Source organism: Pseudomonas sp. UC 17F4, from assembly GCF_900101695.1.
GTDB lineage: Bacteria > Pseudomonadota > Gammaproteobacteria > Pseudomonadales > Pseudomonadaceae > Aquipseudomonas.
On record NZ_FNKV01000002.1, the window covers coordinates 279,964 to 301,832 of the forward strand.

Sequence of the window (21,869 nt, forward strand, 5' to 3'; positions counted from 1 at the left end):
GGCCGCGAAATATAATGTAAACAAATATGAGTAACAATTGAGAAGAATTGCTATTTGTGTGGAATTTACAATCTTTACAATTGGTGACTGGCGGTTTTTCCGTGCTGAAACGTCCCACCTGCCGAAAGGGCTTGTAGAGAGTCAATGGGAATCAATACCATTGACGTCTTTCACCTTCAGGTGCCCGCGCCATGCTGCTACATATTTCCGGCCTGTTTTCCACCGAGGAGGTCCAGCGTATTCGCCAGGCGCTGGAGCAGACTGAATGGGCCGATGGCAAGATTACCGCGGGCTACCAGTCGGCCAAGGCCAAGCACAACCTGCAGCTGCCCGAAGGCCATCCACTGGCCAAGGAAATCGGTACGGCGCTGATCGAACGCCTGTGGCAGCACCCGCAATTCACGTCGGCGGCTTTGCCGCACAAGGTGTTCCCGCCGCTGATCAACTGCTATCGCGAAGGCGGCAATTTTGGCTTTCATATCGACAACGCCCTGCGCCAGCCCCGTGGAAGCCACGAGCGGGTGCGCACCGATCTGTCCTCGACACTGTTTTTGAGCAATCCCGAGGACTACGACGGTGGTGAGCTGGTGATTCAGGATACTTTTGGCGTACAGCAGGTGAAGCTGGCGGCAGGGGACCTGGTGCTGTATCCGGGCACCAGCCTGCACAAGGTCAACCCGGTGACCCGCGGCGCGCGTTACGCGGCGTTCTTCTGGACCCAGAGCCTGGTGCGCGAAGACAGCCAGCGCGCGCTGCTGTACGAGATGGATAACGCCATCCAGCAACTGGGCGCCGACGTGCCGGATCACCCGGCGCTGATCCAGTTGACCGGCACCTATCACAACCTGTTGCGCCGCTGGGTCGAGGTCTGAGCCATGACCTTCGCCTTGCGCAATCGCCAGGAGCTGGACAGCGAACAGTTCGCCCAGATGCTCGAACACAGCCCGGCCAAGGCGGCCCAGGCACTGCTGGCTGCAGCCGGGCAGGACATTGTCGAGGCGCAGGTGCTGCTTGGGCAGATCCTTCTTGACGGTCGCGGCATCGAGCAAGACCCGGTTCTGGCCCGGCGCTGGTTCGCGATTGCCGCCAGCCGTGGCAGCGCTATGGCGCACAACATGCTCGGGCGCTGCCAGGAGCATGGCTGGGGAGGGCAGGCTGATGTGTCGGCTGCGGCCAGGGCCTATTGTCAGGCTGCTGAAATGGGGCTGGACTGGGGCCTGTACAACTACGCCAACTTGCTGGCTACTGGCCGTGGGGTGGCTCAGAACCATCCCTTGGCATTGCTCTGCTATCGACAGGCCGCACACCTGGGCCATGCCAAGTCGATGAACCTTTATGGGCGTTATCTGGAGCAGGGGCTGGCCTGTGAGCGGGACGTTGGCCAGGCGCAAGAATGGTATCGCCGCTCTGCCGAGGCAGGTGATTTTCGCGGGCAATTCAGCTATGCCACGGTGTTGGTCGAGAGCAATCAGCTTGATGCAGCATTAGCCTGGTTCGACACCGCGCTGCGAGGCGGCAATCTGAATTTCCTGCGCAGTAGCGTCTGCACCCTGCGGCAGGTTCAGGATGAGCGCTTGCTGCCTGTCCTGCGAGCCTATGAGCAACGGCTGACGTTCATGCAACTTCACCCTTAGCAAAGCCTTCGACGACTTTCCAGGGAATCAATGCAGCCTGCCCTGCTCACGACGGAACGCCCAAGCTCAATGTGCCTGCCCGATATTTTAAAGGACTTGAGAATGGTGGATCTTGTTGATAAATCGTTTATCGCTACCCTGTATTCAACCAAAGCCGGCCGTTCAGGACAGGTTGGCATCAGTGCACAACGTACCGAGTTTGATTTTGCAGAAAGTGGCTGGCTACAGATAGTGGGGCATGGGCTGCGGGTACGGCCGATCGATTTTCATTTTCAGTTCGTTGAAGATCAAGGTGACCGGATTCATTACGACATTACCTGCGCATCCAGGGTCGATGGTTACCTGGGGAAGAAGCTGGGCAGAAGTAGTGGGGGCTATCTCGGCTTGTACGGTAAAAATGAAATTACCTTCTTCTGGAAAGTTCAGCCGCACGCAGAGTGGTACGGTCAGCAAGAACGCCACTTCATCCTGCGTGACTATGAGGGTCACGAGATAAAGAGCTACTACAACAATCGGGATGGCGACAGGTATTTGAATGCATATGAGGGTGCGCCATTGAGCTTCGCGGTCAGGATTAAGGAAGTCCTGTAGACCGTGCTCACGCATTGATAACCCCGATCACGCAGATGATGACCAGGGGAGCCCGGGGGCAATGATGCCCCCGGTTTTTTGTGTTACAGGTAGTAGGCTTTCAGCGGCGGGAAGCCGTTGAACTCCACCGCGCTGTAGCTGGTGGTGTAGGCGCCGGTCGACAGCCAGTACAGGCGGTCGCCGATGGCCAGGTTCAGCGGCAGGCCGTATTTGTAGTGCTCGTACATGATGTCGGCGCTGTCGCAGGTGGGGCCGGCGATCACTACTTCTTCCATCTCGCCTTTCTTCTCGGTCCAGATCGGGAACTTGATCGACTCGTCCATGGTTTCGATCAGGCCGGAGAACTTGCCGACATCGGTGTACACCCAGCGCTCGACGGCGGTACGCGATTTACGCGCCACCAGCACTACTTCACTGACCAGGATGCCGGCGTTGGCGATTAGCGAACGACCTGGCTCGAGGATGATTTCTGGCAGGTCGTCACCGAAGTCTTCCTTGAGGAAGCGGATGATTTCCTCGGCGTAGGTTTCCAGGCTATTGGTGCGGGTGATGTAGTTGGCCGGGAAGCCGCCACCCATGTTGATCAGCTTGAGCTCGATGCCGTCTTCTTCTTTCAGGCGCTCGAAGATCACCTTCACTTTGGCGATGGCTGCATCCCAGACGCTGATGTCGCGCTGTTGCGAGCCCACATGGAACGACACGCCGTAAGGCACCAGGCCCAGGTCGCGGGCGAGGATCAACAGGTCCATGGCCATGTCGGTCTGGCAGCCGAACTTGCGCGACAGTGGCCAGTCGGCGGTGGTCGAGCCTTCGGTGAGGATGCGTACGTAGACTTTCGAGCCCGGGGCGGCCTTGGCGATGTTGCGCAGGTCGGCTTCGGAGTCGGTGGCGTACAGGCGCACGCCCTTCTCGTAGAAGTAGCGGATGTCCTTGGACTTCTTGATGGTGTTGCCGTAGCTGATGCGATCGGCGCTGACACCGCGGCCCATCACTTTGTCCAGCTCGTAGATCGAGGCGATGTCGAAGCTCGAGCCTTTTTCCTTGAGCAGGTCGATGATCTCAACGGCCGGGTTGGCCTTGACCGCGTAGTAGACCTTGGCGAATTCGAAACCGGCGCGCAGGTCGTCGTAGGCCTGGCTGATCATCTGCGTGTCGATGAGCACGAACGGGGTTTCTTGCTTGTCGGCGAAGGCCTTCATTTTCTGGAAGGTATCGCGCGCGAAGTAGTCTTCGACCTGAATCGACATGCTTAGGGACTCCATGGGCAAACTGAAAAAATAAGTGGCTGCAACTGAACGTCCTCCGTATCCCCACTTTGGTTCGCCTACTTCCCAAGGCATGTCGCCGAAAGCAAAAAGGTCAACCGTGCGTGATGAAGCGAGCTACGGGTGACCTTGCTGTCTCGTCGTCAGTACTTGAGCCGGATGGATCGTTTCCAGCATGGACGTTCGGCGCGAACTTTAGGACCTGAGGGGCTCGAGATCAACAAAAAATGTCGCGTTTTTGCACACGTCCGTCGCCCCGGGTTGGCCAGCCACTTTCTAACCGACCCAGGTAAACAGTAGATGTTCAATTTGATGACAAAAGCGTTAAAAATACCGGTATACGCCGGGATCTATCGTAGAACACGCAAATGGATGCAATAGTCAAAGTTGGTGGCGAAAGTACGGGAAAAGGCGGTAACTTTGGCGGGCAATGAGGTGACGGCGTAACCATGAATCGAAGGCTGGCCGTTCATATTTTTTTCCGCTCTGGCAGCCGATTATCTACACACATTTTCGTGATTTTTTTTCCGCTTGGACGCTTCGTCGGCAGTGGTGATCTTCGATTGCCGGCCTTAATAAGAAACATTACTATTCGCGCCATTCCTCATCGCCTGCGAAGAGCTGTGCATCGTGTCGCGACACAAAGGCTTTCTCGACCACTACCATGAGCTGATCGGCACCTGGACGCGCAAATTGCGCAGTCGTCAGCAGGCCGAGGACCTGGCGCATGATGCGTTTGTGCGGGTACTGGAAAATGACCAGGCGGGGGTCGAACAACCGCGCGCCTATTTGCACCAGACCGCACGCAACATTGCCGTGGACGGTTACCGCCGTGAAGACCGCCGCCAGGCCCTGGAGCAGGACGCGTTCGAGCCGGGCATCGACGCCAGCGGCGATCCCGAGGCCTACATGAATGCTGTGGAGCTGGCCGACAGCGTCGAACGGGCCTTGGCCGAACTGCCGCTCAACTGCCGGCGGGTGTTCATCTGGCAGAAGCTCGAAGGCCTGACCCAGGCCGAGATCGCCGAGCGCATGGGCTTGACCAAGAACATGGTCGAAAAGTATATGATCCGCACGCTCCGGCATCTGCGTGAGCACCTGGATGTGTCGACGAGATGAGTCAGGCGAATGTTTTCATGAATCAGCAGGCGTGCCCGTGCGGCAACGAGACCGTGCGCGAGCAGGCAGCCCAGTGGTTTGCCCGCAGCCGCGATGGCGCGCTGGCGCCGGCGCAACAGGGCGAGTTGCAGCGCTGGCTGGCCGAGCACTCGCAGCATCAAGCTGAATTCGATCTGCTGGGCACGCTCTGGGGCGCAGCCGGGCAGGTGCCGCGTGCGCGTCTCGAAGCGCTGTGCCAGGCCGATCCGGTCAGCCAGTTGCCGCGTCGACGCTTTATTCGCCAGGCGCTGGCGGCCGGCATCGCGACCCTGGCGCTGGGGTTGGGCTGGTTTGGCTGGCAGCAGCATCAACTTAATTACCAGGGCCAGCTGCAAACCGCCCTGGGCGAGCGGCGCCAACTCGACCTGCCGGATGGCTCACAGCTGGAGGTCAACGGTCGTACGCAACTGGTCGTGCAATTCAGCGCCGGTCAGCGGCATATCCAGTTGCGCCAGGGCGAGGTGATGTTCAGCGTCGCCCACGACAGCGCGCGGCCCTTTGTGGTCAGCACCGACAACGGCACGGTAACCGTGACCGGCACTCGTTTCGATGTGCGCCAGGACCCGGAGCAAACCCGTGTGGCGGTCGAAAACGGCTCGGTGCGGGTTGAAGGTCGCGATGCTTCCAAGGCTTTGCTGAGCGCAGGCCTGGGGGCGCATATCGATGCTCGCGGCCAGGTGACGGCTCCCTATGCGGTAGATACCGCAGCTGTGACCGCCTGGCGCAAGGGCAAGCTGGTGTTCAACGACGCGCCGCTCAGCGAGGTGGTCAAGGAAGTCTCGCGCTACCGCGAGCAGCCCCTGCGTGTCGCCCCCGGCAAAATTGCCGCGCTGCGCCTGAGCAGTACCTTCAACGCCGACGACACCGACGCCTTGCTGCGGGCGCTGCCGAGCATCCTGCCGGTGGCGATCAAGGCCCATGCCGACGGCTCCCGCGAAATAATCGCAAAATAAATTCAGGTTTTTTTCCAGTTGTTCGTCTTCCTGGCCAACTGCAACTGCCAAGCATTTCCATTTGCATGGCATTGACATTTATATGGACCCTCAGGACCTCTCGACGACGTGAACAACAACAACGTTTCCCCGCGTTCTTCCCGCTGGTTGCCCCTGGCCCTGGCACTGGCTGTCAGTGGCGGTATCGCCAGCACTTATGCCGCCCCGGCACCAGCCAGCATCCAGATCCAGGCCCAACCGCTGGCTTCGGCCTTGAGCCAACTGGGCCAGCAGACGTCGCTGCAACTGTTCTTCAGCCCCGAGCTGGTGGCCGGCAAGCAGGCACCAGCGGTCTCCGGCAACCTGCAACCGGAAGAGGCGCTGCGGGCGTTGCTTGAGGGCAGCGGCCTGACTTATGAAATTTCTCAGGGCACCGTGGTCCTGCACCCGGCGCAAAGCGCCGGCACCCTGACCACCGGCAGCCTCGAGCTGGCACCCACCGACGTCAAAGTCGTCGGTGACTGGCTGGGCAGCGCCGAAGAAACCGTGGTCCACAACCATCCCGGTGCGCGTACCGTGGTGCGCCGCGAGGCGATGATCGAGCAGGGCGCCTTGAACGTACGCGATGTGCTGCGCGGCGTGCCGGGTGTGCAGGTGCAGGACTCCAACGGTACCGGCGGCAGCGATATCGCCCTGAACGTTGGTGTACGCGGCCTGACCTCACGGCTGTCGCCACGCTCCACGGTATTGATCGATGGCATCCCGGCAGCCTTTGCGCCTTACGGCCAGCCACAACTGTCGATGGCGCCGATCTCGTCCGGCAACCTCGACAGCATCGACGTGGTGCGCGGTGCTGGGTCCGTGCGCTACGGCCCGCAGAACGTCGGCGGGGTGATCAACTTCGTCACCCGGGCCATTCCCGAGAAAGCCACCGGCGAGCTGTCGACGACGATGGAAACCTCCCGCCATGGCGGCTGGAAGCACATCGAATCGGCCTTCCTCGGCGGCACTGCCGACAATGGCCTGGGTGCGGCGCTGCTGTACTCCGGGGTCAACGGCAACGGTTATCGCAGCAGCAACAACGACAACGATATCGATGACGTGTTGCTCAAGACCCATTGGGCGGTGACCGACAGTGACGAATTCTGGCTCAACTTTCATTACTACGACGCCAAGGCCGACATGCCCGGTGGCCTGACCCAGGCCCAATTCGACGATGATCCGTACCAGTCCGACCGCGACTACGACACCTTCAGCGGCCGGCGTAAGGACGTGTCGTTCAAGTACCTGCGCCAGATCGACGACGTCACCCAGTTCGAAGTGCAGACCTACTACACCGACAGCTTCCGCGGCAGCAGCATCGCAGCCCGTGACCAGAAGACCCTGTCGTCGTACCCGCGCAGCTACCACACCTTCGCCATCGAGCCGCGGCTGTCGCGGATCTTCTTCGCAGGCCCGACCACTCAGGAAGTCAGCGTTGGTTACCGCTACCTGAAAGAAGCGATGCACGAACAGTCGACCCGCCTGGCGCTGATCAACAATGTCCCGACCGTGACCCCGGGCTCCGACGGCCATGTCTTCCAGGACCGCACCGGTGGCACCGAAGCCAGCGCCTACTACATCGATGACAAGATCGATGTCGGCAACTGGACCATCACCCCGGGGATCCGTTTCGAGCACATCAACACCGACTGGCATGAGCGCCCGGTGCGTGGTACCAACGGCGTGCCGGTGCAGGAAAAGAACCGCAGCGTGACCAGCAACGAGCCGCTACCGGCGCTGAGCGTGATGTATCACCTGTCGGATGAATGGAAGCTGTTCGCCAACTACGAGACCTCGTTCGGCAGCCTGCAGTACTTCCAGCTCGGCCAGGGTGGCAGTGGCGACCAGACCGCCAACGGCCTGCAGGCCGAGAAAGCCAAGACCTATGAAGTCGGCACCCGCTACAACAACGGTACCTGGGGTGGTGAGCTGACCGCGTTCTACATCGACTTCGATGACGAGTTGCAGTACATCAGCAACGACATCGGCTGGACCAACCTAGGCGCCACCAAGCACCAGGGTATCGAAGCCTCCATGCACTACGACCTGTCGGGGCTCGACCCGCGTCTGCAGGGCCTGAGTGCCAATGCCGGGTTCACCTATACCCGGGCCACCTATGAAGGCGAGATCCCTGGCTTCAAGGGCCGTGACCTGCCGTTTTATTCGCGGCAAATCGTCAATGCCGGGCTGCGCTATGAGATCAATCGCTGGACCTGGAACCTCGATGCCTACGCTCAATCGAAACAACGCGCACCGGGCACCGGCATGAATGCCGACGGCAGCTTCAACGGCAACTACATCACCGAACCGAGTGCCGATGGCCAGTACGGCGACATTCCTGGTTACGTGACCTGGGCGGCGCGCGGTGGTTATGATTTCGGCAAGGAGCTGTCGAACCTCAAGCTCGCGGCCGGGGTGAAGAACATCTTCGACAAGCAGTACTACACCCGCTCCAGCGACAACAACTCGGGGATCTACCTGGGCGAGCCGCGCACCTTCTATGTGCAGGCCAGTGTAGGTTTCTGAGGCCTGATCGCGGGGCAAGTCGGGTCGCCGCACCGCCGCTCCCCCATGTAGGAGCGGCGGTGCGGCGACCCGACTTGCCCCGCGATGCTTTTCAGCGTTACGCGACCGCTTCAGCCGGCGACACAATGCTGGTCTTGCCCCCCCGCGACCGCCCCGAACTCAGGTAAGCGGCGATCGATTCCTGGGTCACTTCGCCGAGGAACACCTGCTCGGCGTCCAGCACCGGCAACCATGAGCGATTGAACTCGTACATCCGCGACAGCAGGATGCGCAGGTGCTCATCGTGCGAGGCGGTGGCGTTGAAGGTGCGCAGAAAATCAACGCAGCTGCCTTGCCGGCGATGCAGGTCGCGACGACGCACGTAACCCATGGCCTTGTTCTGCCCATCGGTGACCACCACGTAGCGGCGATCATGTTCGTCCATCAGCTCCAGGGCGTCGGCCACTGGCGTTTCCGGGCTGACCGACGGCGCGTTGTCGGCGGCGTCTTCGGCACGCACCAGCAACAGACGCTTGAGGGTGCTGTCCTGGCCAACGAAGTTGCTGACGAAGTCGTCGGCAGGGTGCGCCAGCAGGGTGTCCGGGTGGTCGATCTGGATCAGCTTGCCGGCACGGAAAATCGCAATTTTGTCACCCAGTTTGATCGCCTCGTCGATATCGTGGCTGACCATGATCACGGTCTTGTTCAGCGCCCGCTGCATCTCGAAGAACTCGTTCTGGATCATCTCGCGGTTGATCGGGTCGACCGCACCGAACGGCTCGTCCATCAGCAGCAAGGGCGCTTCGGCGGCCAGGGCGCGGATCACGCCGATACGCTGTTGCTGGCCACCGGACAACTCACGCGGGTAGCGTTGCAGGTATTGCTTGGGCTCGAGCTTGATCATGCTCATCAACTCGCGGGCGCGCTCGTGGCATTTTTGCTTGTCCCAGCCGAGCAGGCGCGGGACCACGGTGATGTTCTCCTCGATGGTCATGTTGGGGAACAGACCGATTTGCTGGATCACGTAGCCGATGCGCCGGCGCAGGGTCACTTCATCAAGGCCGGTGGTGTCTTCGCCGTTGATCAGCACCTTGCCCGAGGTCGGCGCAATCAAGCGGTTGATCATTTTCAGCGTGGTGCTCTTGCCGCAACCGGAGGGGCCGAGGAACACGCAGATCTCGCCTTCGTTGACGGTCAGGCTGACCGAGTCGACGGCTTTGACGTCTTTGCCGTTGGCGTGGAAGGTCTTGCTGAGGTTCTGAAGTTCGATCATGGGCGCAGTCCTTTTGGAGTCAGGGAGCGTTGCAGGGCTTGCAGCAGCAGGTCGGCGAAGATGGCCAGGAGGCTCACCAGCACGGCGCCGACCAGCAGCATCGACATGTCGCTGCGGCTGATGGAGGTGAGGATGAGCACGCCCAGGCCACCGGCGCCGATGGTCGCGGCGATGGTCATGACGCCGATGTTCATGACCACGGCGGTGCGCACCCCGGCAAGGATTACCGGTACGGCGATGGGCAGCTCGACCATGCGCAGGCGCTGGCCGAAGGTCATGCCGATGCCGCGGGCGGCTTCACGAATACCCGGTTCGACATTGGTCAGGGCCAGGTAGGTGTTGCGCAGGATCGGCAACAGCGAATAGAGGAACACCGCAGTGATTGCCGGCAGCGGCCCCAGGCCCTGGCCGAACTTGGAGTAGAACGGCAGCAACAGGCCGAACAGGGCGATCGAGGGGATGGTCAGCAGCACCGTGGCGCTGGCCTGCAGGGGGCCGGCGAGGGCCGGGAAGCGGGTCATGAGGATGCCCAGCGGCACGCCGAAGACAATCGCCAGGCTGACGGCGATGCCGACCAGGGTGATGTGCTGCCAGGTCAGGTGCAGTACCTGGGCCCAGTCGAGGTGGGTAAAGGTATCGAGCATGTTATGGCTGCTCCTGTGCAGGTGGGTGCTGGCGCAGGTACTCGGCGGCGACTTTGCCCGGGCTCTGGTGTTCGACATCGACCTTGGCGTTGAGCTGGCGCATGGTCTCGTCGTCGAGTTGTTCGGCCAGCGGTTTGAGCAGGCTGGCCAGTTGCGGGTTGGCGTCGAGCACGGCCTTGCGCACTACCGGGGCTGCGGTGTAGTCGGGGAAGTAGTGCTTGTCGTCTTCCAGCAGCTTGAGGTCGAAGGCGCTCAGGCGCCCGTCGGTGGTGTACACCAGGCCACTGAACACCTGGCCGTTGCGCAGCGCGGTGTAGACCAGGCCGGCGTCCATCTGGCGGATGTCGCGGCGGGTCAGTTGCAGGTCGTAGGTTTCGGTCAGGCCCACCAGGCCGTCGGGGCGGTTGGCGAACTCGGTGTCCAGGGCCACCACGTGGGTGCGGTCCTTCTCGTCGCGCAGCACCTGGTTCAGCTCACTGATGCTGTTGACCTGCGGGTACTGGTCGGCGACCTTGCGCGGCAGCGCCAGGGCGTAGGTGTTGCTGAACTTCGACGGCGTCAGCCAGATCAGGTCTTTTTGTGCATCCAGCTCCTTGACCCTGGCGTAGGTGGCCGCTGCGCTGGGCATGCGTTCGTCGATGTGGTTGTAGGACACCAGCGAAACACCGGTGTATTCCCAGACCATGTCCAGCTGCCCGGTTTCGTGGGCGCTGCGGGCCAGGTTGCTGCCCAGGCCGCCGGTGATGCGCACGTCAAAGCCGTGCTGGTTGAGGTACTGGGCGGTGATTTCAGCCAGTACCGTTTGCTCGGTGAAGACCCGCGCACCGAGGCGGATCACAGGTTTGTTCGCGGCCTGGGCAAATCCTGCGAACAGCAGGGCCGCGCCCAACAACAAGGCGATTCTTTTCATGACAGTTCCTTCGCTTAGTGGGCCAGGCCGCGTTCAAGCCAACGGCGGCTGGACTGCGCCACCAGGGCGTCGAGCAGCAGGGCGAGCAGGGCGGTGCAGGCAGCGCCAAGCAGCAGTTGCGGCTGATTGTTCAGGGCAATGCCGGGAAAAATCAGGCTGCCCAGGCTGTTGGCGCCGATCAGGAACGACAGCGGTGCGGTACCGACGTTGATCGCCAGGGCCACCCGCACACCGCCGACGATGATCGGTACCGCGTTGGGCAACTCGACACGCCAGAGGGTCTGGCCCGGGGTCATGCCGATGCCGGTGGCGGCTTCCTTGAGCGAGGCGGGTACGTTTTTCAGGCCTTCGTAAGTGTTGCGCACGATTGGCAGGAGGGAAGCGAGGAACAGCGCGAAGATCGCAGGACCGGCGCCAATGCCCAGGAAACTCAGGGCAATGGCCAGAACGGCCAGAGGGGGGATGGTGTTGCCAATGTTGAAAAACTGCATGAAGCGTTCGGCGCGGTCGACCCGGTGCGGTCGACTCAAGGCAATCCCGGCGGGTATGCCCACGGCTAACGCCGCCACCATCGACAGCAACACCAGCATCAGGTGCGCTTGCAGGTAGAACCACAGATCGGCGCGGTAGTGCGCGATCGTATCGATGCCGATCCAGTGGATCAGCAGGGCCAGGATGACGAGCACGAAGGCACATCCCATCAGCCCCTTGCCATAGCTTTTAGCCACAGGCGGACTCCTTTTGTTGTCGGCGAACACACTCCCGTGGCGGCCACCATTCCAGGCGGCAGGCAGTGTGATCGCGATAAGCAGCGCGTTGTCCGGAAACGGAGCGGAACACGCCATAAGCGAAGCCTCGTCAGGCTCGTAGTGCCGGTGAAACCAACCCTGACGAACGGTCATGACCGATTGCGTATCAGGGCAGTGGACGCCTCCACAGCCGTAAAGGTTCCCATCTGAAGCGGCATTTGGCCAGCGTTAATCCCTGAGACGCGAGGCGCTTCGCACCAGAAAACCGGTCATTTCCTCCCTGGCACCAGTGATACGTCTGCTATCCAGCCGTCTGTCATGAAGCTCAGCATTGCAGTGGAAAAGTTCATGATAGTCGCTTGAGGGAATATTCCTCTGGAGGTATTTTATTGCCATGGTCAATTGGGTTCTGTGCTGAGTTTCTTGCTGATTTCGAGGGTCTGCATGAAAAGGTTCAGGACGAATTGCTCGGCCAGCTTAGGTTGCTGGAAAGCTGTGGACCCGCCCTTGGGCGTCCGCGAGTGGATACATTGAACGGATCTCGACACCCCAATATGAAGGAGTTGCGGTTTGAAGCTATGAATGGCGTCTGGCGGGTGGCTTTTGCATTCGATCCCAAGCGTCGCGCCGTTATCCTGGTTGCGGGTGACAAGGCTGGAGTCAGCCAGAAACGGTTTTATCGAAATTTGATTCGGCGCGCCGATGAGCGCTTCGACAGGTATCTGTCAGGAGGTGAGGAGCATGTCCAAAACACTTGATGATGTCATCAACAGCCTTGCGCCCGAACGAAGGGCGCGTGTCGAACAACGCGGGCGTGAGTTGATCCGCGAGGAAATGACCCTGCAGGCGTTGCGCAAACAGCTGGAGTTGACTCAGGAAGGAATGTCCAAGCGGCTGGAGGTAGGTCAGGCGAATATTTCCAAGATTGAAAAACGTAGCGATATGTTGATCTCGACTCTGCGTAGCTATGTCGAGGCAATGGGTGGAACACTCGAGCTGGTTGCACACATGCCAGACCGCGGGCCTGTCACTCTTGAGGGCTTCACTGAAAATTTGCCTGGACACAAGTAGCCTACACTTCGTTTCGCGCGACAGGCGGAGGCCTCAGGCTTTGGTCCCCGTTCGACTTCGGGTATGATACTGGCCCTTTTTGAATCACCTGCCAGGCGATTTCCCATGACCAACCAGGCCGCCGAAGTCGCGAAACGCCGCACCTTCGCCATTATTTCCCACCCCGATGCGGGTAAGACCACCATCACCGAGAAGCTGTTGCTGATGGGCAAGGCGATTGCCGTTGCCGGTACGGTGAAATCGCGAAAGTCCGACCGCCATGCCACCTCCGACTGGATGGAAATGGAGAAGCAGCGTGGTATCTCCATCACCACCTCGGTGATGCAGTTCCCCTATCGCGAGCACATGATCAACCTGCTCGACACCCCGGGCCACGAAGACTTCTCGGAAGATACCTACCGCACCCTGACCGCCGTCGACTCGGCGCTGATGGTGCTCGACGGCGGTAAGGGCGTCGAGCCGCGGACCATCGCCCTGATGGACGTCTGCCGGCTGCGCGACACGCCGATCGTCAGCTTCATCAACAAACTCGACCGTGACATCCGCGACCCGATCGAACTGCTCGACGAAATCGAAGCGGTATTGAAGATCAAGGCAGCGCCGATCACCTGGCCGATCGGTTGCTACCGCGACTTCAAGGGCGTGTATCACCTGGCCGGCGACTACATCATTGTCTACACCCCGGGCCATGGCCACGAGCGCACCGAGGTGAAGATCATCGAGAAGCTCGACTCCGATGAAGCCCGTACCCACCTGGGCGACGAATACGAGCGCTTCCTCGAGCAGCTGGAGCTGGTACAGGGCGCCTGCCACGAATTCGACCAGGACGAGTTCATGCGCGGCGAGCTGACCCCTGTGTTCTTCGGTACCGCGCTGGGCAACTTCGGTGTCGACCATGTGCTCGATGCCGTCGTCGACTGGGCGCCACGCCCGCTGCCGCGCGAGGCCAACGAGCGCGCTGTCGAGCCGACCGAAGAGAAGTTCAGCGGTTTCGTGTTCAAGATCCAGGCGAACATGGACCCCAAGCACCGCGACCGTATCGCCTTCATGCGTATCTGCTCCGGCCGTTACGAAAAAGGCATGAAGATGCGCCATGTGCGCACCGGCAAGGACCTGCGTATCGGCGATGCGCTGACCTTCTTCTCCTCCGAGCGTGAGCAACTGGAAGAGGCCTGGGCCGGCGACATCATTGGCTTGCACAACCACGGCACGATCCAGATCGGTGACACCTTCACCGAAGGCGAGGCCCTGGGCTTCACCGGTATTCCGCACTTCGCCCCGGAGCTGTTCCGCCGCGTGCGCCTGAAAGACCCGCTCAAGTCCAAGCAACTGCGCCAGGGCCTGCAGCAGCTGGCCGAAGAAGGCGCGACCCAGGTGTTCTTCCCCGAGCGCAGCAACGACATCATCCTCGGCGCCGTCGGTGTGCTGCAGTTCGATGTGGTCGCCAGCCGCCTGAAGGAAGAGTACAAGGTCGAGTGTGCCTACGAGCCGATCACCGTCTGGTCGGCGCGCTGGATCAGCTGCGAGGACAAGAAGAAGCTTGAGGAATTCAAGAACAAGGCCGTGGAGAACCTGGCCATCGACGGCGGTGGTCACCTGACCTACCTGGCCCCGACCCGGGTCAACCTGGCGCTGATGGAAGAGCGCTGGCCGGATGTGAAGTTCCGCGCTACCCGCGAGCATCATTGATTGCCCGACCCCGCCGCTTCTGGGTGGCGGGGTCGCCTCCTTTCAAGGGTGCATTTCTGCGCCCAACCGGTAGATCAGCAATGCCAGGCTGTCGGCATTGAACAGCATGATCTGCGCGCGTTTTTCGCTGTCACTCAGGAACACCTGACGAGCTTGCTGCAGATCCTGCGCGCCGGTGATCTTCAGGATCAGTTTCTTGCCTTTGCGATCGCTGCGACGCAAGTCGCGCAGCCTGCCAGTGTCTTCATCGTACAACGTGAACAACTTGTTCATCGGCGTCATGGCGCTGAAGCCGCTTTCGTGGGCGCGTTCCAGCCAGGCGCGCTCGGGGCCGGGGATCAGCCAGTCGGCGTACGGGGCAACACCCAGGGTGTAGGTGATGTCGCGGGTCTGGCAGGCCAGGTGAGACAGTTCATGCAGCAAGGTAAAGGCGCGGGTGAGGTTGGCGGCTGCCGGCTGGGCGTATCGGCGTTGTAGCGGCAACTGGTTGATGGTCGGGTTGTCGAAGAAGGCGTCGAGCAGAAAGATCTGCCGGCTGCGGTCGGCCGGGTTGACGAAGGCGCTGGCATCGATAGGCGCACCGACTCTGCTGCCCATGACATAGCGAGTCGAATGGGCGGGTGAGTAATTACGCGACAACAGCAGCGTCAGCAGTTTTTCTATCGGCCTGCTGACTTGCAGCAGAAGTGTGTCGGATACATCCGCGACGTTGAAGAAGTCCCTGAGGACCCTGGCCGTTTGCAGGGGTAGCTGGCGGGCTGTGGTGCGGCTGATGTTGAAGTGGCAGTTCACCAGGTAGGTTACTGCAGTATCGTGCGCTTCGCGGATCAGGTTGCCGCGATAAGGGTTTACGCGCTGGATCTGTGGCATGCCAACTGCGAGTATCGCGATCTGTTCCCGGGAGACGACCCGACGGGTATGGCGGCCGCTGAGGTCGCTCAGCACACCGCCGGCTTCGACCGGTTGCGGGCGTTCGGGCGCCGGGCTGCTCTCCTGATTTTTCCAGAACTTCTCCAGCGATTCGACCCCGACGGCGTCTTTGCCAACCAGCAGGCCCTGCACCAGCGCCGCGCAGAGTTCGGCCAGTGACTGGCTCCAGTTGCTGCGGTCGGCTTTTTCCAGGGTTTGCAGCACACTGGTTTCGGTCTGGAAAATACCCAGCAGCGTGCCCAGCCTGCCCGGCAGAAACAGGCTGGCTTGCAACCACAGCTGGCCGAGCAGGTTCTTCAAGGTTTGCCAGCGCGCCTCTTCGAGGGTCACCAGCTGGGCGTGGGCCATGTCCTGGAGCATCTGGGCGTTATCCACGAACAGTTGCTTGAACAGGTTGCCCGCGATCGGACGCCAGGCCAGGGTGATGGGGCCGGGGCGGGAAAACGGCAGGTCGAAATCCGATTCCACACTAAATGGCAGGTGTGGCTCTTCAAAGCCGCCGCGCCCATAGCGTTTGCGCATCTGCGCTGGCATACGCACGAGCAGCAAGGCCTGCAACGCTGGCGTGGTCCTGATCTTTTTCAGCAGGTCGCGGCTATCGGCAAATTGCCGATAGGCCTGGCGGCTGTCGTAAGGGCTGTACAGCACCAGCGGGCCCGCCTGCTGATTGCCGATCAGGTACAGGCCAGGCACCTGGTCCGGTTCAAGCCCGCTATCGGCCACCAACAGCAGTGGTGTCATGTGCTGTGTGCGGTCTTCTGGCAGTTCCAGTACCTGGGTAACCGTCTGTAGCGCTGCGCCATCGAGTTCGCCCTTGAGGCGGGCACGCCAGGCCGCTTCGAGCATTTGCCCGGGCAGTTGCCGGCAGAAGGTTGCCAGGCGCCGGGCATAGTCGGGGTCGTGTTCGGCGAATTTCTGCTGCAGCAGGCGCTGGTAGTGGCCGCCAATATCCAGCGCCTTGGCCACCTTGCGAACATACTGGCTGCGCAAGGTGGGTGGCAGCAGCTCACCCTTCTGGTCGGTCACCAGGGTGATTGCGTTGTCCCAGTCGCGGTAATGATCGAGCGCATAGTCAACCAGGGACTGGCGATGGCGCACGTAGCTGGCCGGCAGTGACAAGGGGATTTCCCCGGGTAGTGGCGGCGCAGTGATCCAGCGGTTGGTGGTGACCTGGATATCTTCAGGCCGGTAGTGGCCGGGGCCGAAATCCTGGTCCAGGCGCTGCTGCAGTTGTTCGCGGGCATAGGTGTCGATTTCGGGGATATCGAACAGGTAATCATCGTTTGCGCCCAGCAGGTTGCTGGCCAACACGCGCAAGTAGGCATGTTGATCTTCTACCGAGGCCTGGCGCAGCCACTCGGGTGCATGGGCTGCAACAGCCTCTGCCCTGGCGCGATCCTGCAGGTCGCGCAGGGCTGCGCCAATGGCATCGGTTTCGCTGATATAGCGGTTGAAGGCCTTGACCACGTTGCCCGGCAGGCGCGCAGCGATGGCCCGGTCGTACAGGGCCAGAATCCGCGACCGCCGAGAGGGCAGCGCAACAGGCGCAAAGGCAACGCCCAGGCGTTCGGCCAGCGTGCTGAGCAGGGCCAGCAGTTGCTCCTGGTAGTCTTGGTTCAGTTGCCCGTCGCGCATCAATACTGCTTGCAGTTGCCCGCGAAGGTGCTGGCGCAAGCGTCTGGCGCTATGGCCGAGCAAGGCCGGCGGGAGCAACGGCAAGGGGGTCGGCAGTTCAGTCGCGGTGGTGGCGCTGGCACGCCATTGGCTGTTATCAGTGGGGTGCCAGATCAGTTCGAGCAGCGACAGGACCGGAGTACTGCGGCCCTCCGGTTGCACGCTGATGGCGTGCAGGGGAGGGGCTTTGTGCAGAAAGCTGGACAGTTCGTGCTTGAGCAGTGCCCGGGTGACTGAGCTGAGGCTCGGGCGCTGGGCAAGCATGGCCTGGTACTCCTGGGCCAATTGTCCGACCTGGGTTTGCATCGATTGCGCATCCAGGCTGGCGTTGCCGAGGGTGCGGGCAAGTTGCTGCAATGTGGCGGTCGAGGGCGCTGCTTGCTGGGTGTGCAGGGGGGCGGCCTGGTCGGCAAGGCGATCATTGATCGTCAACATCAGGCTGTCGAACAGCGGCGCAGCCAGCAGATTGACCTGAAAATCCACAGCAGGTTGGCGCTGCAGTAACTGCTGTTGCGCCTGTGGTGCGTAACGCAGCACTGTTGCCATCAGCGCAGAATTATCCTGCAGGCCCAGCAGCGTCTGCTTGGCCTGGCGCCGATCGGCAAAGCGTTGCAGGCCGATGTCGGGGTTGTAGATGAACACTTCGGGCCAGTCGGCGCGGCTGAGCAGAAAGGTGGTGTCCAGGGCTATGGCCTGGCCATCGCCAGTCACCGCATCCAGGCGGTCGACGCGCAGCGCCGGGTCGTCGCCCAGTCGTTGCAGGGATTGTCGTTGCGCGGCGCTCAGCGGTTGCCTGGCGTCGAGGTGCTCGAGGTGACGCAGATAACCTGCGCGCAGGGCATCAGGATGAAAGTAGGGCAGGTTGGCCAACGGCATGAAAGTGTCCCGGCGGTACAAGGCAGCCGGGGGCCGATCCCCGCGGCAATCACTGGAGATTGCCGCGGGTAAGCAGGGCCGGGGCGTTACTTATATCAATTGCCGGCCTTGATGCTGGTCCAGATGCGCGTGCGGATGCGGTCGATCTTGGCTGGCATCGCCTCCAGGGCGTAGAGCTTGCCAAGCATCTCGTCGCTCGGGTAAATCATGGTATTGGCCTTGAGCGCCGGGTCGACCAGGGTGTCGGCCTTGAGGTTGCCGTTGGCGTACTGCACATGGTTGCTGATGTTGGCCATCACCTCGGGCTGCAACAGGTAGTTCATGTAGGCGTAACCGGCTTTTTCGTCCGGGGCATCAGCCGGCATGGCGACCATGTCGAACCACATCGGCGCGCCTTCCTTGGGAATCGAGTAGCCGACCTTCACGCCGTTGTTGGCTTCTTCGGCGCGGTTCCTGGCTTGCAGCACGTCGCCGGAGAAGCCCACCACCACGCAGATATCGCCATTGGCCAGGTCGCCGGTGTACTTGGAGGAGTGGAAGTAGCTGATGAACGGGCGCACCTTCATCAGCAGCTCCTTGGCCTTGTCGTAATCCTCGGGCTTCTGGCTGTGGTGTGGCAGGCTCAGGTAATTGAGGGCGATAGGTAACAGTTCCGGGCCGTTGTCGAGCACCGCCACGCCGCAGCCTTTCAGCTTGCTGATGTACTCGGGCTTGAAGATCAGGTCCCAGGAATCCAGCGGGGCGTTGTCGCCGAGCACCGCCTTGACCTTGTCGATGTTGTAGCCGATCCCGGTGCTGCCCCACAGGTAAGGGAAGCCGTACTGGTTGCCCGGGTCGTTGACCTCCAGGGCCTTGAGCAGCACCGGGTTGAGGTTCTTCCAGTTGGGCAGCTGGGTCTTGTCCAGTTGCTTGAGCGCCTTGCCCTGGATCTGCCGGGCCATGAAGTGGTTGGAGGGGAACACCACGTCGTAGCCGGAGTTGCCGGTCATCAGCTTGCCGTCGAGGGTTTCGTTGCTGTCGAACACGTCGTAGGTCGGCACGATGCCGCTGGCCTGCTGGAAGTTCTTCAGGGTGTCGGGGGCGATGTAGCTGGACCAGTTGTAGATCTTTACCGAGTCGGCCGCCTGGGCGACGGAGGCGGCCAGCAACACAGGTGCGAAGAGCAATGGGCGCATGTCTGGATTCCTTGCTTGGTCTGTTTTTTATCGAAGGAGGCAGGCGATCAAATGATCAGAAAATCAGCACATAGGTTTTGCGCACGGTCTCCTGGATGTCCCAGGTGCCGGTGCTGTTGGCCGGCAGCATGATCGCGTCGCCGGCTTCGATGGTCAGCGGCTCGCCGCCATCCGGGGTGAAGGTGCAACGGCCCTTGATGAAGTGGCAGAACTCCTGCTGGACGATTTGCCGGCGCCAGCGCCCCGGGGTGCATTCCCAGATGCCGGTTTCGACGCCGTCGCTGCGCTCGACGCTGGTGACCGAGGCGATCGAGACCGGCTCGCCGAGTGGCACCGCCACCGGGTTGGATTCGGCCAGGGTGACACTGTCGGTGTTCTTGAACTGGGTAATGCTCATAGCGGTGGATCCTGTGCAGGGGGTTCAAAAAGTCAGCGCATGAAACCTTCCATGAAGTCCGCTACGCCGCTGGCCAGGCGTCGGCGCCAGGGGGCGCTGGCCGGGTTGGCGAGGGTCTGGTCTTCATGGACGAAACTCTTGATGATCGCGTTGTAGCCCAGCCAGCGGCAGGGTTCCGGCTCCCAGCCGGGCAGGCTGTGCAGGGCGCGGTCGTGGCTGGCCCAGGGCTGCTCGGTGAGCAGGCTGCGCCGCTCGAGGATCAGCTCGGCCAGGGTCCGCCCGCCGAGGTTGCTGGCGCCAACGCCTTCGCCGCCATAGCCGCCGGCCAGGGCGATGCCCTGTTTGCGGTCGCAGAACATGTGCGGCTGAAAGCGCCGGGCCATACCCAGGTTGCCGCCCCAGGCGTGGGTGATCCTGACCTTCTGCAACTGCGGGAACAGCTCGCCGAACAGGTAGCGGCGCAGTTCGATTTCGCTGTCGGTGAGGTCGAAGTTGTCGCGCAGGCGGCCGGCAAAGCGATAGCCGCCGCGGGCGCCGAACACCAGGCGGTTGTCCAGGCTGCGCTGGCCATAGGTGACCTGGCGGCTGTTCTCGCTGAAAGCCTGGCCATGGTTGAGGCCGATCTGCTCCCAGACCTTTTCGGGCAGTGGCTCGGTGGCCACCAGCAGGCTTTGCACCGGCATCTGGTAGCGCCCCAGCGGCGGCAGGTTGACCGAGTAGCCTTCGACTGCTGGCACCAGCCACTGGTATTTGATCCGTGCCTGCAAGGTGCGTGCTTCACCGGAACGCCACTGGGTTACGGGGCTGTTCTCATAGAGCTTCACGCCCATGGCCTCTACCGTGCGGGCCAGGCCGCGCACCAGTTTGGCCGGCTGGATTGTGGCGACATTGGGGTTGAAGATCGCGCCATAGGGGCGGCTGATACGCAGCTGCGATGCCAGCTCATCGGGGCTTAGCCAGCGGTAGTCGGCTTCGTTCAGGCCCTGCTTGTAGAGCTTGTTCAGATACGCGCGCAGGCTGGTTTCCTGCTCGGGGTAGCGCGCGGCGCAGTACAGCACGCCGCCCTTGCGGTAGTCGCAGTCGATGCCTTCGCGTTCGAGCACCTGGGCCACTTCATCGGGAATGCCGTGCAACAGGTCATAGGCGGCGCGCCGCTGCTCGGGCGTGCTGCCGGCGAGCAGGCGGTCTTCACCGAGCAGGTTGCCCATCAGCCAGCCGCCATTGCGTCCGGAGGCGCCGAAGCCTGCAATCTGCGCTTCGACGATGGCGATGTTCAGCTGTGGTGCCAGGCGCTTGAGGTAGTAGGCGGTCCACAGCCCGGTGTAGCCAGCGCCGATGATGCAGACGTCGACGTCCAGGTCCTGTTGCAGCGCCGGGCGTGCGCTCAACGGCTCATCGAGTTGGTCCATCCACAGGCTGATACTGCGCCATGCCAGCATTGTTCGGCTCCACATCGGTAACGGTCTGTGGCGATCCTAGAAGCTTGCGGGGCGCTGTGTCTTACGTGCGTGCACGCAGAGAATTCTGCTTCACGTAGGCCTTGGGCGACAGGCCGGTGTGCTGGCGGAAACTTTTGTAGAACGCCGACAGCGAATTGAAACCGGCAGCAAAGGCCAGCTCGTCGATGCGTGCAACCGTGGCGGTGGCGCCGAGGCTGGTGAGCAGGTGCTGCAGGCGTGCCTGGTTGACGTAGCGGTAGAAGCTCTGGCCGAGCACCTGGTTGAGCAGGTAGGAGATCTGGTTGCGGCTGTAGCCGCTTTCGCGGGCCACCCGTTGCAGGTCGAGCTCCGGGTCGAGGTAGGGCTGCTGGCGCTGGAAGTACTGCTCCAGGTCCTGGGCCATGAAGCTCAGCTGGCGTGGTGACAGGCCCAGGCGGCTGGCGGCCGGGCGCAGGTCATTGTGGCCAGTGTCCTGGCTGGGCGCGCGGACCAGCGAGGCGTACTCGTTGACCCGCCAGATCAGGCCGTCGCGCACGGTGATCGCTTCGCTGGCCTGGAACGCCACCAGGCCTTCGCCACCGCGCAGGGTGACCTGGTACTGGATGAAGGCGGTGCAGCCATCGACGCGGATGCGGTCGCTGTGGACGATGTCTTCACCGGCTTCGCGGGGCATGCTCACACGCACGTATTCGCGCAGCTCATCGAGGTGCAGGACGCGGTTCTGGAAATAGTCGTTGTACTGGATATCGGGGTGATACAAGGCCATGACCCCGTCGAGGTCGCGATGCTTCCAGCACAGGTGGTAGCGCAGGACGGTGGCGGCGGTTTCCGGGGTTTGCTCCGGGCCGTCGGGGATAGGGTCTGGGGTCATTGCTGGATAGTGATGGAGGGGCCAATCGCGGGTCAAGTCGAGGC

19 protein-coding genes are annotated in these 21,869 nt (G+C 61.7%); 9 read left to right on the forward strand and 10 right to left on the reverse strand.

Going from position 1 to position 21,869, the window contains the following annotated elements; translation table 11 throughout:
- Positions 1 to 191: 191 nt before the first annotated feature.
- The 3 genes from BLR26_RS26620 to BLR26_RS26630 are packed head-to-tail and all read left to right on the forward strand — an operon-like array spanning position 192 to position 2,225.
- Entirely contained in the window at positions 192 to 872 is a 681-nt protein-coding gene (locus tag BLR26_RS26620; protein ID WP_093388100.1) for a Fe2+-dependent dioxygenase, read from the forward strand.
- Positions 873 to 875: 3 nt separating this feature from the next.
- The gene (locus BLR26_RS26625; protein WP_093388102.1) at positions 876 to 1,634 is read left to right on the forward strand and encodes a tetratricopeptide repeat protein; all 759 of its coding nucleotides are present in this window, start codon (positions 876 to 878) and stop codon (positions 1,632 to 1,634) included.
- A 30-nt stretch (positions 1,635 to 1,664) separates the two neighbouring features.
- Positions 1,665 to 2,225, forward strand: coding sequence for a hypothetical protein (locus tag BLR26_RS26630; protein WP_143013315.1), 561 nt, complete (start codon positions 1,665 to 1,667; stop codon positions 2,223 to 2,225).
- Positions 2,226 to 2,308: 83 nt separating this feature from the next.
- On the opposite strand, the gene BLR26_RS26635 is transcribed toward BLR26_RS26630, so the two are convergent.
- Positions 2,309 to 3,472, reverse strand: a complete 1,164-nt coding sequence (locus BLR26_RS26635) for a type III PLP-dependent enzyme (protein WP_036993923.1) — start codon at positions 3,470 to 3,472, stop codon at positions 2,309 to 2,311.
- A gap of 648 nt (positions 3,473 to 4,120) precedes the next feature.
- Here BLR26_RS26635 and BLR26_RS26640 point away from each other — a divergent pair.
- The 3 genes from BLR26_RS26640 to BLR26_RS26650 all read left to right on the forward strand — a co-directional run bounded on the left by BLR26_RS26640 (position 4,121) and on the right by BLR26_RS26650 (position 8,148).
- On the forward strand, positions 4,121 to 4,609 hold the full coding sequence (locus BLR26_RS26640; RefSeq protein WP_045196243.1) for an RNA polymerase sigma factor: 489 nt from the start codon (positions 4,121 to 4,123) through the stop codon (positions 4,607 to 4,609).
- A 17-nt stretch (positions 4,610 to 4,626) separates the two neighbouring features.
- Complete coding sequence (locus BLR26_RS26645) at positions 4,627 to 5,601, forward strand: FecR family protein (RefSeq protein WP_093388107.1); 975 nt, start codon at positions 4,627 to 4,629, stop codon at positions 5,599 to 5,601.
- A 108-nt stretch (positions 5,602 to 5,709) separates the two neighbouring features.
- A complete protein-coding gene (locus BLR26_RS26650) occupies positions 5,710 to 8,148 on the forward strand; it encodes a TonB-dependent siderophore receptor (protein WP_045196248.1) in 2,439 nt (812 codons plus the stop codon).
- 97 nt (positions 8,149 to 8,245) lie between these two features.
- Here the strand turns inward: BLR26_RS26650 and BLR26_RS26655 are convergent, their stop codons facing one another.
- The 4 genes from BLR26_RS26655 to BLR26_RS26670 are packed head-to-tail and all read right to left on the reverse strand — an operon-like array spanning position 8,246 to position 11,682.
- A complete protein-coding gene (locus tag BLR26_RS26655; protein WP_093388110.1) occupies positions 8,246 to 9,400 on the reverse strand; it encodes an osmoprotectant ABC transporter ATP-binding protein OsmV in 1,155 nt (384 codons plus the stop codon).
- Positions 9,397 to 10,044, reverse strand: coding sequence for an ABC transporter permease (locus tag BLR26_RS26660; RefSeq protein ID WP_045196252.1), 648 nt, complete (start codon positions 10,042 to 10,044; stop codon positions 9,397 to 9,399). The genes BLR26_RS26655 and BLR26_RS26660 overlap by 4 nt, the downstream gene beginning before the upstream one ends.
- A 1-nt stretch (position 10,045) precedes the next feature.
- Positions 10,046 to 10,954 carry a glycine betaine ABC transporter substrate-binding protein gene (locus tag BLR26_RS26665; RefSeq protein WP_045196254.1) on the reverse strand — a complete coding sequence of 303 codons (909 nt, stop codon included), beginning with the start codon at positions 10,952 to 10,954 and terminating at the stop codon, positions 10,046 to 10,048.
- 14 nt (positions 10,955 to 10,968) lie between these two features.
- Positions 10,969 to 11,682 (reverse strand): ABC transporter permease, encoded by a 714-nt coding sequence (locus BLR26_RS26670; RefSeq protein ID WP_045196256.1) that lies wholly within the window; start codon positions 11,680 to 11,682, stop codon positions 10,969 to 10,971.
- Positions 11,683 to 12,062: 380 nt separating this feature from the next.
- Between BLR26_RS26670 and BLR26_RS26675 the strand changes: the two genes are divergently transcribed.
- From BLR26_RS26675 to BLR26_RS26685, 3 genes are all read left to right on the forward strand, one after another.
- Complete coding sequence (locus tag BLR26_RS26675; protein ID WP_256326784.1) at positions 12,063 to 12,461, forward strand: type II toxin-antitoxin system RelE/ParE family toxin; 399 nt, start codon at positions 12,063 to 12,065, stop codon at positions 12,459 to 12,461.
- Positions 12,445 to 12,774: an XRE family transcriptional regulator gene (locus BLR26_RS26680; RefSeq protein ID WP_093388115.1), complete on the forward strand. Its 330-nt coding sequence runs from the start codon at positions 12,445 to 12,447 to the stop codon at positions 12,772 to 12,774. Before BLR26_RS26675 ends, BLR26_RS26680 begins: the two co-directional genes overlap by 17 nt.
- A 105-nt stretch (positions 12,775 to 12,879) precedes the next feature.
- Positions 12,880 to 14,463: a peptide chain release factor 3 gene (locus BLR26_RS26685; protein WP_093388118.1), complete on the forward strand. Its 1,584-nt coding sequence runs from the start codon at positions 12,880 to 12,882 to the stop codon at positions 14,461 to 14,463.
- Between the two features lie 42 nt (positions 14,464 to 14,505).
- Here BLR26_RS26685 and BLR26_RS26690 read toward each other — a convergent pair whose 3' ends face one another.
- The 5 genes from BLR26_RS26690 to BLR26_RS26710 form a co-directional block, all read right to left on the reverse strand.
- Positions 14,506 to 17,943, reverse strand: coding sequence for a dermonecrotic toxin domain-containing protein (locus BLR26_RS26690; protein WP_093388121.1), 3,438 nt, complete (start codon positions 17,941 to 17,943; stop codon positions 14,506 to 14,508).
- Positions 17,944 to 18,038: 95 nt separating this feature from the next.
- Positions 18,039 to 19,118: a polyamine ABC transporter substrate-binding protein gene (locus BLR26_RS26695; RefSeq protein ID WP_093388122.1), complete on the reverse strand. Its 1,080-nt coding sequence runs from the start codon at positions 19,116 to 19,118 to the stop codon at positions 18,039 to 18,041.
- Positions 19,119 to 19,173: 55 nt separating this feature from the next.
- On the reverse strand, positions 19,174 to 19,515 hold the full coding sequence (locus BLR26_RS26700) for a cupin domain-containing protein (RefSeq protein WP_045196265.1): 342 nt from the start codon (positions 19,513 to 19,515) through the stop codon (positions 19,174 to 19,176).
- Positions 19,516 to 19,547: 32 nt separating this feature from the next.
- Positions 19,548 to 20,954 carry an NAD(P)/FAD-dependent oxidoreductase gene (locus tag BLR26_RS26705; protein WP_093388125.1) on the reverse strand — a complete coding sequence of 469 codons (1,407 nt, stop codon included), beginning with the start codon at positions 20,952 to 20,954 and terminating at the stop codon, positions 19,548 to 19,550.
- A gap of 61 nt (positions 20,955 to 21,015) precedes the next feature.
- Positions 21,016 to 21,825: an AraC family transcriptional regulator gene (locus tag BLR26_RS26710; RefSeq protein WP_093388127.1), complete on the reverse strand. Its 810-nt coding sequence runs from the start codon at positions 21,823 to 21,825 to the stop codon at positions 21,016 to 21,018.
- Positions 21,826 to 21,869 lie beyond the last annotated feature (44 nt).

Bases quoted from the DNA above. Each gene is read 5' to 3' on its own strand.
- BLR26_RS26690 (WP_093388121.1), bottom strand. From the start codon at position 17,943: ATGCCGTTGGCCAACCTGCCCTACTTTCATCCTGATGCCCTGCGCGCA.
- BLR26_RS26710 (WP_093388127.1), bottom strand. From the start codon at position 21,825: ATGACCCCAGACCCTATCCCCGACGGCCCGGAGCAAACCCCGGAAACC.
- BLR26_RS26685 (WP_093388118.1), top strand. From the start codon at position 12,880: ATGACCAACCAGGCCGCCGAAGTCGCGAAACGCCGCACCTTCGCCATT.
- BLR26_RS26695 (WP_093388122.1), bottom strand. From the start codon at position 19,118: ATGCGCCCATTGCTCTTCGCACCTGTGTTGCTGGCCGCCTCCGTCGCC.
- BLR26_RS26705 (WP_093388125.1), bottom strand. From the start codon at position 20,954: ATGCTGGCATGGCGCAGTATCAGCCTGTGGATGGACCAACTCGATGAG.
- BLR26_RS26680 (WP_093388115.1), top strand. From the start codon at position 12,445: ATGTCCAAAACACTTGATGATGTCATCAACAGCCTTGCGCCCGAACGA.
- BLR26_RS26635 (WP_036993923.1), bottom strand. From the start codon at position 3,472: ATGTCGATTCAGGTCGAAGACTACTTCGCGCGCGATACCTTCCAGAAA.
- BLR26_RS26630 (WP_143013315.1), top strand. From the start codon at position 1,665: ATGCAGCCTGCCCTGCTCACGACGGAACGCCCAAGCTCAATGTGCCTG.
- BLR26_RS26620 (WP_093388100.1), top strand. From the start codon at position 192: ATGCTGCTACATATTTCCGGCCTGTTTTCCACCGAGGAGGTCCAGCGT.
- BLR26_RS26665 (WP_045196254.1), bottom strand. From the start codon at position 10,954: ATGAAAAGAATCGCCTTGTTGTTGGGCGCGGCCCTGCTGTTCGCAGGA.
- BLR26_RS26655 (WP_093388110.1), bottom strand. From the start codon at position 9,400: ATGATCGAACTTCAGAACCTCAGCAAGACCTTCCACGCCAACGGCAAA.
- BLR26_RS26700 (WP_045196265.1), bottom strand. From the start codon at position 19,515: ATGAGCATTACCCAGTTCAAGAACACCGACAGTGTCACCCTGGCCGAA.
- BLR26_RS26625 (WP_093388102.1), top strand. From the start codon at position 876: ATGACCTTCGCCTTGCGCAATCGCCAGGAGCTGGACAGCGAACAGTTC.
- BLR26_RS26660 (WP_045196252.1), bottom strand. From the start codon at position 10,044: ATGCTCGATACCTTTACCCACCTCGACTGGGCCCAGGTACTGCACCTG.
- BLR26_RS26645 (WP_093388107.1), top strand. From the start codon at position 4,627: ATGAATCAGCAGGCGTGCCCGTGCGGCAACGAGACCGTGCGCGAGCAG.